Here is a 543-nt window from a genome sequence, read left to right on the forward strand (position 1 = left end):
TGGCGCTGAGCAGGTAGGCCACGACCAGCACCAAAGCTCCGGCCACACCGAAACTGGGGAGTGCCTCTATTCCCAATCGCCTCCCTCTGTGGTGGACACGACGCGCTAGAAGTGCGTGGCTGCTAGCCTGTCGAAGTTCCTCGCTCTGATGACAAGGGGTGAGGGGCGGAACCGAAAAACGCTCCGCGTAGTTCCACGGGAAGTTCGGTTGCTTCGTCGGCTCTTCCTCGGGGCCGGTCGAGCCGAAGCAACCACTATGGCTTGTGTCCACCACGCAGTACCGGCACCGATCGCCACTAGGCGCTCAGCCGCTCGACCTGATCGCCAGGGGTGGAGTGTGTCGTGCAGCAGTGGGGCGTCCTCGTCGTCGTGGCCGCGGTGACTGTTCTCGTCGTTCTGGTGAGGGCGATGAAGGCCTTCGAGAAGGTCGCGCCGAACGCGCGCTTCCGCGCCGAGTTCAAAGTAGGCAAACACAGCGCGGCGTCACTGGAGATCAGCCCCGTGCGCCCCGACCGGCAGCAGTTGCCCGCATCTCCCGTAGAC

The 543-nt window shown here is 64.3% G+C and carries 1 protein-coding gene; it reads left to right on the top strand.

The annotated features are described in order from the left end of the window. Positions 1-342: 342 nt before the first annotated feature. A partial coding sequence (locus ABFX50_RS51105; protein WP_346158568.1) for a hypothetical protein occupies positions 343-543 on the top strand: 201 nt, incomplete at its 3' end.

The sequence above is a fragment of the Nonomuraea recticatena genome (assembly GCF_039533245.1).
Classification (GTDB): Bacteria; Actinomycetota; Actinomycetes; order Streptosporangiales; family Streptosporangiaceae; genus Nonomuraea; species Nonomuraea roseola.